Below are 7,485 nucleotides of genomic sequence, written 5' to 3'. Positions count from 1 at the left end.
TTAAAAACTTAAGTTATAGCAGTTTTAATCAACAAAAGTTTCAATTATCATCAGTTCCTTTGGTAAAAGTTAAACTTCGAAACAACATTGATTGTGAAATGATCCTTGATTTGGGAGATAATACATTAGTCGCTTTCGACAAAGAATCAACTCTGTATATAAGAAAGAAGGAAGTTGTAAAAGGCTGGGGGCAATATTACAGTACCGCATACAGGCAGTCAGAGCAGGATACATTCAAAATTTTCAGACCATGTGAACCATTGATCTTTGGCGACGCGATTTTGCACGAAATTGTGGCCGATATCAGTTATGACAAAATGTGCTTTCTTATGATTGCTTTATTGAGTTAAAGAAAAATCGGGGCGGGCAGAAGGTTTATTTTTTTAACGAATTATTGATATTTATCAGGTCTTATGAGTAAGATTTTTGATTTAGATATTGATTTTCCGCAAGAGGAAGCAGATTTCTTCTGGGAAAACGCAAAAACAGAAAATTTTAGGAAGGATGAATATTTTCATGAGGCTGGTCATGTCTGTAAAAAAATCGGAATAGTAAAATCAGGATTGTTGAAATCATTTGTCATTGACGAAAAGGGAAATGAAAGGATAGTCGAGTTTTATTCCGAAAATTCTTTTGTGTCTGCCTACACGAGTTTTATTACTCAGGAAATTACGGATTGGAACATCCAGGCAATTGAGGACTCTGAGATTCTGACCATTTCAAAGGATTTTCTTGAATATCTCTATAAAAGGGATGATAGCTGGATAAGGTTTGGACTGAAGATATTTGAAAAGCAAACACTTAAAAAGTGTAACAGGGAAAAATCTTTCCTGATAAACAATGCTTCCGAAAGATATCTGATTTTCAAAAAACAATACAGAAGCATTGAAAACAGGCTTTCACTAAACCAAATTGCCTTATATCTTGGGATACATCCTGAATCATTTAGCCGCATAAGAAAAGATATGACGGATTAACATACATCAAGAGTAAAGAAATTTTAATCCCCGAACTTTGTAGAAATTTAAAATCTGAAAACTATGAACATTTTATTTGCAACAATTAATGGTTCGGAGGATTTAGCAAAGGTTGATGATCCCAGGTTAGTAGCGTTAATTAAATTTTATCAGGCATTTAATCAGGGCGATTTAATGTTAATGCAAAAAGTATGGTTAAATACCGATGAAGCCTCTATGGATAACCCTGTCGGAGGAATAATGAGGGGCTGGGATACCATTAAAAGTGTTTATGAAAGAATTTTCTTCAGCGATGCAAAAGTATATGTTGAATTCTATGACTATACGATCCATTCAACCAATGATATGTTTTTGGTTACAGGCAGGGAGAGAGGATTCTTTGAGAAGGGTAATATGAAAGTTGATTTATCCATCAGGACTTCAAGGGTCTTTATCAGGCAAAATGATGAATGGAAGCAACTTCAACATCACGGGTCCATTGATCAACCGGAATTACTCAGGAAATATCAAAATGCAGTTGTCTGATTAGCCTGCCCTGTCTGTTGTTAAGCGGCTACCTTCTGCTGAGTATCGGAATTTTGGGAGTGTTGATTTTTTGAAAAATAAAAGGATAAATTTATCCTTTTATACAAAACTCTTATATTTGCATCATCAATCATCAAAACAAAACGCTATGAAGATAGATGCAAATACCATTGTTGGCGACATTGTAAAGGAGAGTTACAAGGTTGCACCGGTTCTTGAGAATCATAAGATTGATTTTTGCTGTGGCGGGAATATTTCTTTAGATGAAGCCTGCTCTAAAGCATCGGTCGATGTCAAAAAACTGATACCTCAACTTGAGGAGGTGATGCAGGAAGAGGATTTCGATGCCCGCTTCATTCAGAGCCTGGAGCCAGACCAACTGGCTGATTATATTGAAAAACGTCATCATACTTACGTCAGGGAAAAAATTCCATTTCTCAAGGGCAAACTGGAAAAGTTGTGCAGTGTTCACGGTCAGAAACACCCCGAACTTTTCGATGTTGCCCGCCTGTTCGATGAAAGTGCCGAGAATTTGAGTATGCACATGATGAAGGAAGAGTTGGTACTTTTCCCGCAAATTCGTAAGCTGGTGAAGGCGAAAAAAGGCGGGAATGTTGACCTGAGTCATTTGCAGGGAGTGGAATCACCCATAAAAGTAATGCTGGCCGAGCACAATGCAGAAGGCGATCGTTTCAGGACCATCTCGGAAATTACAGACGGCTACAGGACGCCCGATGACGGCTGCAACACTTATGAGGTTACCATGCGTACGTTACAGGAATTTGAGGAGGATTTGCACCGTCACATCCATTTGGAAAATAACATCCTGTTTCCCGCTGCGTTGAGACTCGAGGAGGAGTTGGGAGCTTAGTTGTGTGGGCATGGAGCAAAGGGCTTGGGGCATGGAGCCGTAAAATGCTTATCGCTCTTTGCTCTTTGCCCCACACTCTCTGCTCTCTGCCAAAATTTCGTATCTTTGCCCCACTTCAAATCCAAAGCGTTAATTACATGCTGTCAAAAAGTTCGGAATATGCCATAAGGGCGATGGTGTCGGTTCAGTTGCAAAACTGGGAACACAAACGTCCCGGTGTTGCCGATGTAGCCAACCATATTGAAGCCCCTGTGGCATTTACCGCCAAAATTTTACAGACTCTGACTAAAAGCAAACTGCTGCATTCTGCCAAAGGTCGTGGCGGGGGATTTTTCTTTTCCGAAGAAGACGAGGATGTAACGCTTTTCCAGATTGTTAAAGTGGTAGAAGGAGTGGGTATTTTTCGCCGCTGTGGATTCGGGATGAAAAATTGCAGCGATGAAAATCCATGCCCTCTTCATCATCAGTATAAAGTGGTACGGGACGGCTTTGAAAAGATTGTGAAAAACGCCACTGTTCGCACGCTTGCCGCTAAAATTCGTGATGGGGAGGCGGTACTTAACAGTGTGGTGTAATCATCCCGTCAATCCCGATATTCAAACCAATCAAAAACAGCCGGAGCTTTGGCTGGTTTTCCTTTTCCGGTGGCGTACAGGCCAATGTACAATCCGGTGAACCATCCCACGGTTTGAGTGCTCAGAAAACGGGCATCGGCTTTTTCCACAACTTCAAACTCCTGGTTGTTTTGAGCGTAAGAGAAAATGAATTCAGGCCCTGTGCCTTCGATCCTCAGGTCTATATGGCCGGGGGTCAGCTCTACGGCTTCGGACTGGTGAATGGTTTGTCCGAATTGTAATTTTACAGCCAGAAAGCGTTTCCCGTTTTTAGTATAAACTACAATGTCAAAATGCGAACCATTGTTGACTAAAGTTAAGCCGGCCTCTTCGTTTTTGTTTTGCGGATCGAACTTCATTCTGGTTGTTGCTTCAAACGGAATCCCGGTAAGCCGGCGTCCTACAAATGTTGGACTTCCTTTTTCGCCTATTGTCAAAGCTGAACCGTTCAGTGTTAACGTTCCTTTTTTGTGATTCAGATGAAAGTTTTCGTCGACTGGAGGTTGTATATAATTCCATTCAAGCCCCAATTGCGGATTGTCGAAGTCGGTGAAGGTTTTTTTGTTTTTTAGCGGCACCTGAGGCAAGGTTGGGGCAGTCATATTCAGCGAAATTGTTCCATTGCCGTTGACTACCGGCCATGCTCCTTTAGGCCAGCTTACAGGTGCGAGACAGGTTTCACGTCCAAGTATGTGGTGTGGCGGATATCCCGTCACACTACGGTAGCCGTGGAGTACCATCCACCAGCTCTTGTCGTGAGCTTGTATAATATCGGCATGACCTATTCCCTGAATGGGATTACCCATACCGGCGTAATTAACATGTGTAGCTATCGGGTTGGCGGGATTATCGATGTAAGGGCCCCAAATATTGTGACTTCGGGCAATGGTTACCATGTGGGCTTCTTCGGTACCCCCTTCGGCAGCCATCAGGTAATAAAAACCGTCTTTCTTGTAAATGTGAGGTGCTTCGGGATAACGGCCGCCTGTTGAGTTCCAGATTTTTCGCCGTTCGCTTAATAACCTCCCGGTTGAGATATCTATTTCAGCCAGTTCGAATCTGGAAGTTATTACATAGGTTCTTCCATTGTCATCGAAGAAAAGGTCGGGATCAATTTCCGGCATATCTATCCATATCGGATCACTCCAGGGGCCGGCAGGATTTTCTGCCGTGACAAAAAAATTACCGCCATGCGTTACATTGGTGGTAATCATGTAAAAAGTTCCGTCGTGATATCTTATGGTTGGCGCAAAAATGTTAATCTCCCCTTTGATTTGGTCTTTCCGGTATATGCAATGACCAATTTGTTCCCAGTTTACCAGGTCTTTACTGTGAAAAACCGGAACCCCGGGGAAGTATTCAAAAGAGCTGTTCACAAGGTAGTAATCGTCACCAACGCGGCAAACACTGGGATCGGGATAAAAACCCGGAATAACAGGGTTATGGTAAGTAATCTCTTCTGTCGTATCGGGTGCCATTACCCACGGGTTTGGATTGACTTGTTGCGAAAACAGCTGTGATGAAATGAATAGAAACAGCATCAAATAAACGTATCTCATTTTTGTACTATGGATTATTGGTTTTTGAGCATATTTGTTTAAGAATAATTGGTAAGTGTCGAAGATACAAAAAACTCACTTTATCTGGCAATCTCAGTACCATTAACTTTTTCTTCACCGCTTATCCGGCTTTAGTTCAAAAAGGTTATTGCTGGAATCGCTAATAAAAAAAGTTCCTCCCTTGTCGTTCTCTTTGAAAATGGTGCGGTAGTTATGTTCCCTTGCTTTTGTGAAGATTTCACGAGCATCCGGTATTTCCAGGCAGATATGTGACCATGCCGGCTTATATTTTTGCAAGCTGACAAATATTTCAAGCTCCACACTCCCCTTTTTCAGAAGAAACACTTCCGGCGACTCGTCGTACCCGAAAATGTTCTGTGCCACTTCTCTGTATAAGGGAAATTGCTTTACTTTTTCAAATCCCATTATTTGTCCATAGAAATCATAGATTTCCTGGATGTTGCTGATGGTTAGTCCTATGTGTTTTATCATTTCTTCGTTTTTTATTCTTTGCAAATTTAAGTGAACCATTGTTCATTTCATAATCTTTTTCGTAACTTTGTATACAAAATAGATGGTCAGATGGCCGGATTCTTAGTTTACCGTCTGTTTCGGGACTAATGATTTGACTGTCTGTTCTTTCTGATGGCTGCCAATTATAGTGTCTGTCCATAAAGTACCATTTGCTGTGTTACGCTTACCGCCAAAATACTCATTTACGATGAGTAAACTGCGTTTTTGGCAGCTTCGCAAGCCTTGCAACTGGCACTTGCTGAACAGACACACATGTTGTAAAAATATTTTTATGAATTTATAGACACGCACTAAATAGAAATAGCCATTAATGAATTCTGACGGAACGAGATTAAACAGAACGTAAAAAGAAAAAAGTTAAAAATTATGCCAGAGGAGACAGAACCGGCCCCATAGGACAAGGTGCTATGACCGGAAGAGCAATGGGATTTTGTAACGGATATGATACTCCCGGATTTACAAAAGGATTTGGACAGGGAGCTGCCCGTGGTGGCGGTATGGGCCGCCGTGGAGGTGGCTTTGGACGCGGACGTGGTTTTGGTTTTGGACGCGGGGCAGGGACCCCCGTAGATGTTCCTGCTGAAAATACTCCCTGGATGGGTGTGGGAATGAGCCGGAAAGATGAAGCTAAAATGCTAAAAGCACAGGCCGAAAATTTGAAGGATTCTTTAAAGACAATAGAGAATCGTCTTAAGGAAATGGAAAATGAATAACCAGCCTTTTTGATCTTCAAAGGATGGAAATGGGATCCGGGACAATCTGTGATCCCATTTTTTCTTAATTGAATCCGCAAGAGAACCATCTCAATTTTAATGAAATTTTTGCAGATTTCGGGTAATCTTGTATCTTACCTGCCTGCCCTGCCTGCCCTGCCTGCCCTGCCTGCCGGCTTACAGGTGGCAGGCATCTGATAATCTAATAATCTACTCTGTAAGTCATTATTATGTCGTTCAACTCCTTAAAAACTGAAATTTTAAATTGTCATCGATGCAAGCTTTCTCAAACAAGAAACCATGCTATCTTTGGTGAAGGGAATTCTAATGCAGAAATTTTTATTATCGGAGAAGCTCCGGGAAAGGTTGAGGATATTCAGGGGCGGCCTTTTGTCGGGCCATCAGGCCAGTTGCTTGATAAAATTTTTGCTGCTTGTGGCTTTACGCGGGAGGCTCATGTTTTTATCAGTAATATTGTCAGATGCCGGCCGCCCAATAATCGGGTGCCAACACCGGATGAAGTGAAAACATGCATTCCCTGGCTGTATCAGCAAATTGAACTGGTGAATCCAAAAATTATTATCTTACTTGGGGCTACAGCTTTAAAGAACATGGCCGGGCAGCATCATCGCATTACCATAGAACACGGGCAATGGATTAACGTTCGAGACAGATTGGCCATGCCTGTTTATCATCCTTCTGCATTGTTGAGAGATCCCGGTTTAAAACGCCCGACATGGGAAGATTTTAAAAAGGTTGTTCATAAATACAGGGAACTTGTTAATCCTGATCATTACTCAGCCCATGTTTAGAAAATGATAAAAACTATTCGCTTTTGCGTTAAAATAGACCATTATGCCAAAAACAGAACCTTTCGATCACCATCAGACAGAATACGAGCAGTGGTTTGAAGATTATGAGCCTGTCTATCTTTCCGAACTTGAAGCCATTCGAAAAGTGTTACCCGCTTCCGGTGCAGGAGTGGAAATAGGCGTTGGCAGCGGATTATTTGCTGCCCCGCTTGGGATTCGGAATGGTTGCGATCCTTCTTCTGCAATGTTGAAAAAGGCCGTTGAAAGAGGAATCTATGGTATTGAAGGAACAGCCGAAAATCTGCCCTACAGGGATGCAACATTTGATTATGCCCTAATGGTAACTACCATTTGTTTTGTGGATGATCCCGAAAAGGCTGTTGCAGAAGTGTACCGAATTCTTCGAAATCGAGGGAAATTCGTCATCGGATTTGTTGATAAAGACAGCCCTGTTGGTAAAAAGTATCAGGAATATAAAAGCGAAAGTACTTTTTACAGGGATGCTACCTTTTTTTCGACCGATGAGATTTGCAATCTCCTGAAAAGAAACGGGTTTAACGTAGCATGTACAGTAGAAACGGTTTTTGGCGGGTTAAATGATGTGCGGGAAGCACAAGAGCCCAGGGAAGGACACGGTGAAGGGAGTTTCGTTGTGGTGGTAGGCGAAAAGAAGGGTTAAGCAAAATTGCTAATTTTGAAGAAAGTCACACAGCAATGATCTTATGCTGGTATTTGAGTTGCTATAATCAGGGAAAAAAGATAAAATGCAGAGACACAAAGACGCAAAGGTTTATTTTTGAGAGAGCGGTTATTTTGCCTGAAGAAATATTGCAATTAGTGTCTTACGCCTGATATTTTTGTTTTTTTTGGCAAAATTAGT

General features: G+C 41.6%; 9 protein-coding genes and 1 pseudogene. 8 read left to right on the top strand and 2 right to left on the bottom strand.

Annotated features, from left to right (window positions below; genetic code table 11):
* The 5 genes from OQ5_RS23455 to OQ5_RS0108545 form a co-directional block, all read left to right on the top strand.
* A partial coding sequence (locus tag OQ5_RS23455; RefSeq protein ID WP_026055188.1) for a hypothetical protein occupies window positions 1-350 on the top strand: 350 nt, incomplete at its 5' end.
* Between the two features lie 63 nt (window positions 351-413).
* Entirely contained in the window at window positions 414-977 is a 564-nt protein-coding gene (locus OQ5_RS20610; RefSeq protein WP_016777092.1) for a Crp/Fnr family transcriptional regulator, read from the top strand.
* Between the two features lie 63 nt (window positions 978-1,040).
* On the top strand, window positions 1,041-1,502 hold the full coding sequence (locus OQ5_RS0108555; RefSeq protein WP_016777091.1) for a YybH family protein: 462 nt from the start codon (window positions 1,041-1,043) through the stop codon (window positions 1,500-1,502).
* A 148-nt stretch (window positions 1,503-1,650) separates the two neighbouring features.
* A complete protein-coding gene (gene ric / locus OQ5_RS0108550) occupies window positions 1,651-2,373 on the top strand; it encodes an iron-sulfur cluster repair di-iron protein (protein WP_016777090.1) in 723 nt (240 codons plus the stop codon).
* A 137-nt stretch (window positions 2,374-2,510) separates the two neighbouring features.
* Complete coding sequence (locus OQ5_RS0108545) at window positions 2,511-2,948, top strand: RrF2 family transcriptional regulator (protein WP_026055187.1); 438 nt, start codon at window positions 2,511-2,513, stop codon at window positions 2,946-2,948.
* An 8-nt stretch (window positions 2,949-2,956) separates the two neighbouring features.
* Here OQ5_RS0108545 and OQ5_RS0108540 read toward each other — a convergent pair whose 3' ends face one another.
* Together OQ5_RS0108540 and OQ5_RS0108535 are read right to left on the bottom strand one after the other, a co-directional pair.
* Entirely contained in the window at window positions 2,957-4,546 is a 1,590-nt protein-coding gene (locus OQ5_RS0108540) for a glycoside hydrolase family 43 protein (protein WP_026055186.1), read from the bottom strand.
* A 114-nt stretch (window positions 4,547-4,660) separates the two neighbouring features.
* Window positions 4,661-5,038 (bottom strand): VOC family protein, encoded by a 378-nt coding sequence (locus tag OQ5_RS0108535; RefSeq protein WP_044107744.1) that lies wholly within the window; start codon window positions 5,036-5,038, stop codon window positions 4,661-4,663.
* 425 nt (window positions 5,039-5,463) lie between these two features.
* Here OQ5_RS0108535 and OQ5_RS0108530 point away from each other — a divergent pair.
* From OQ5_RS0108530 to OQ5_RS0108515, 3 genes and pseudogenes are all read left to right on the top strand, one after another.
* Window positions 5,464-5,793, top strand: a pseudogene (locus OQ5_RS0108530) (DUF5320 domain-containing protein); the annotation flags it as partial.
* A gap of 230 nt (window positions 5,794-6,023) precedes the next feature.
* The gene (locus tag OQ5_RS0108520; protein ID WP_016777084.1) at window positions 6,024-6,605 is read left to right on the top strand and encodes a uracil-DNA glycosylase; all 582 of its coding nucleotides are present in this window, start codon (window positions 6,024-6,026) and stop codon (window positions 6,603-6,605) included.
* A 43-nt stretch (window positions 6,606-6,648) separates the two neighbouring features.
* Entirely contained in the window at window positions 6,649-7,284 is a 636-nt protein-coding gene (locus tag OQ5_RS0108515) for a class I SAM-dependent methyltransferase (RefSeq protein WP_016777083.1), read from the top strand.
* Window positions 7,285-7,485: the final 201 nt, after the last annotated feature.

The organism is Anaerophaga thermohalophila str. Valhall (genome assembly GCF_000250735.1).
GTDB classification, from domain to species: Bacteria; Bacteroidota; Bacteroidia; order Bacteroidales; family Marinilabiliaceae; genus Anaerophaga; species Anaerophaga thermohalophila_A.
The sequence above is the reverse complement of the archived record's forward strand: the minus strand, read 5'-3'. Positions and strand labels throughout refer to the sequence as shown.

Coding starts and splice junctions, on each gene's coding strand:
- OQ5_RS20610 (WP_016777092.1), top strand. CDS start 414: ATGAGTAAGATTTTTGATTTAGATATTGATTTTCCGCAAGAGGAAGCA.
- OQ5_RS0108555 (WP_016777091.1), top strand. CDS start 1,041: ATGAACATTTTATTTGCAACAATTAATGGTTCGGAGGATTTAGCAAAG.
- ric (WP_016777090.1), top strand. CDS start 1,651: ATGAAGATAGATGCAAATACCATTGTTGGCGACATTGTAAAGGAGAGT.
- OQ5_RS0108545 (WP_026055187.1), top strand. CDS start 2,511: ATGCTGTCAAAAAGTTCGGAATATGCCATAAGGGCGATGGTGTCGGTT.
- OQ5_RS0108540 (WP_026055186.1), bottom strand. CDS start 4,546: ATGAGATACGTTTATTTGATGCTGTTTCTATTCATTTCATCACAGCTG.
- OQ5_RS0108535 (WP_044107744.1), bottom strand. CDS start 5,038: ATGATAAAACACATAGGACTAACCATCAGCAACATCCAGGAAATCTAT.
- OQ5_RS0108520 (WP_016777084.1), top strand. CDS start 6,024: ATGTCGTTCAACTCCTTAAAAACTGAAATTTTAAATTGTCATCGATGC.
- OQ5_RS0108515 (WP_016777083.1), top strand. CDS start 6,649: ATGCCAAAAACAGAACCTTTCGATCACCATCAGACAGAATACGAGCAG.